Origin of the sequence: Bacillus cereus group sp. BfR-BA-01441, from assembly GCF_022663075.1 — a bacterium.
GTDB lineage: Bacteria > Bacillota > Bacilli > Bacillales > Bacillaceae_G > Bacillus_A > Bacillus_A cereus.
The window spans coordinates 1-1896 of sequence record NZ_JAKUEU010000189.1; the positions used below are offsets into that span (position 1 = coordinate 1).

Sequence of the window (1896 nt, forward strand, 5' to 3'; positions counted from 1 at the left end):
AAAGGTGCTTTTTACCTTTCGGGCGTAAGGTTCTTAGATGCGAAGAGCTAGCCACCAGAACTGGATATTACTTAAGAATCCAGGACACTTCGAACTCTCGATCTTGAAGCGCTTTTTGCTTCATGCGAGAGAGCGAAATGACCGGAGATTTTAGCCGCTGGAGGGAGCTCATCCAGCTCTGACTAGCTCAGGTTCTTTCACTTATTTCTCTCTTTAATATCACCTAAACAGCATAAAAAACTCGCTTACTATAAAATAAGCGAGTCTTGATTTTTTCCCTTTACTTAGTTGTTACATACCTTTTCGAGTCTGCAACAATGTTTTGTAAAAACTCTTCATTTGTCTTCGTTTGACGAAGCTTACGTAAGAAACTTTCAACAAAGTCTGGTGTATCACGCATTGTCTTACGAATGCCCCATAACTTGTCTAAATGTTCTTTTGGAATTAATAGATCTTCTTTACGTGTACCAGAACGACGAATATCAATCGCTGGGAAGATACGACGTTCAGCTAATGAACGATCTAAGTGAAGTTCCATATTTCCAGTTCCTTTAAATTCCTCGTAAATAACATCGTCCATACGTGATCCTGTATCAACAAGGGCTGTTGCTAAAATTGTTAAGCTACCGCCTTCTTCAATATTACGTGCAGCTCCAAAGAAACGCTTCGGTCTATGGAAGGCAGCTGGATCGATACCACCTGATAATGTTCTACCACTTGGTGGAATAACGAGGTTGTAAGCTCGAGCTAAACGGGTAATACTATCCATTAAAATGATAACATCTTTCTTGTGCTCTACAAGACGCATCGCACGTTCTAACACAAGCTCAGCTACTTTAATATGATTTTCTGGTACTTCATCAAAAGTAGAACTTACAACATCTCCTTTAACAGAACGTTCAATGTCTGTTACTTCCTCTGGACGCTCATCAATTAAAAGTACAATTAGTTCTGCTTCCGGATGATTTGTTGTAACACTGTGCGCGATTTCTTTTAATAGACTTGTTTTACCAGCCTTTGGAGGCGCAACAATTAAACCACGTTGTCCAAATCCAACTGGTGCGATTAAATCCATGATGCGTGTCGGTAACTTTTTCGGTTCCGTTTCCAATTTCATTTGGCGATCTGGGTATAATGGTGTTAATGCAGGGAAATGCACACGCTCTTTTGCTGAATCTGGATCATCTCCGTTTACAGCTTCAACTTGTAATAACCCAAAATAGCGTTCATTTTCTTTCGGAGGTCGTACTTTACCAGAAACCTTATCTCCATTACGTAAATCGAAACGACGAATTTGCGAAGCTGAGATATAAATATCTTCTGAGCTTGGAGAATAGTTGATAGGACGTAGGAATCCAAATCCTTCTGATTGAATAATTTCTAATACGCCTTCCATGAAAAAGAAACCTTCTTTTTCTGCTCGAGCTTTCAAAATAGAAAAAATCAGCTCTTTTTTCGTTAACTTGCTATAATACGAAATCTTAAATTCTTTCGCAAGCTCGTATAACTCTTTTAATTTCATGTTTTCTAATGCTGCAATTGACAAATTCATTCAGACACCACACTTTAACGTTATTCTCTTTTTTCATGGGTAAAGGGAAAAAATACGGAAGGCAAATAATTAATAATGAAAGGCAATAAGTTCAAGTAGGGTAATATTCACTATTGTAACCCTTTTATCTAGTTTTAATCAATACGTTGGAACACAAATACAAGAAGCGAAGACAAGAAAATTTGTCTTCGCTTCTTATTTAATTTAGTTCCAGCTCCAATAGTTAGAAAGATCGACCATTTTAACCTTTCTGAAGGAGCTGCTTACGCTTTTTATTTAATCTAGCTTCAGCAGCTAGAATGGTCAGTGGCTTCACTTCTTCCTGCGAGGCAAAAAGCGCCTCT

General features: G+C 38.2%; 1 protein-coding gene. It reads right to left on the reverse strand.

What is annotated here, in order from left to right; genetic code table 11:
• Positions 1-280: 280 nt before the first annotated feature.
• Positions 281-1552: a transcription termination factor Rho gene (gene rho / locus MR107_RS29765; RefSeq protein ID WP_001053903.1), complete on the reverse strand. Its 1272-nt coding sequence runs from the start codon at positions 1550-1552 to the stop codon at positions 281-283.
• Between the last annotated feature and the right edge of the window lie 344 nt (positions 1553-1896).

Bases quoted from the DNA above. Each gene is read 5' to 3' on its own strand.
- rho (WP_001053903.1), bottom strand. From the start codon at position 1,552: ATGAATTTGTCAATTGCAGCATTAGAAAACATGAAATTAAAAGAGTTA.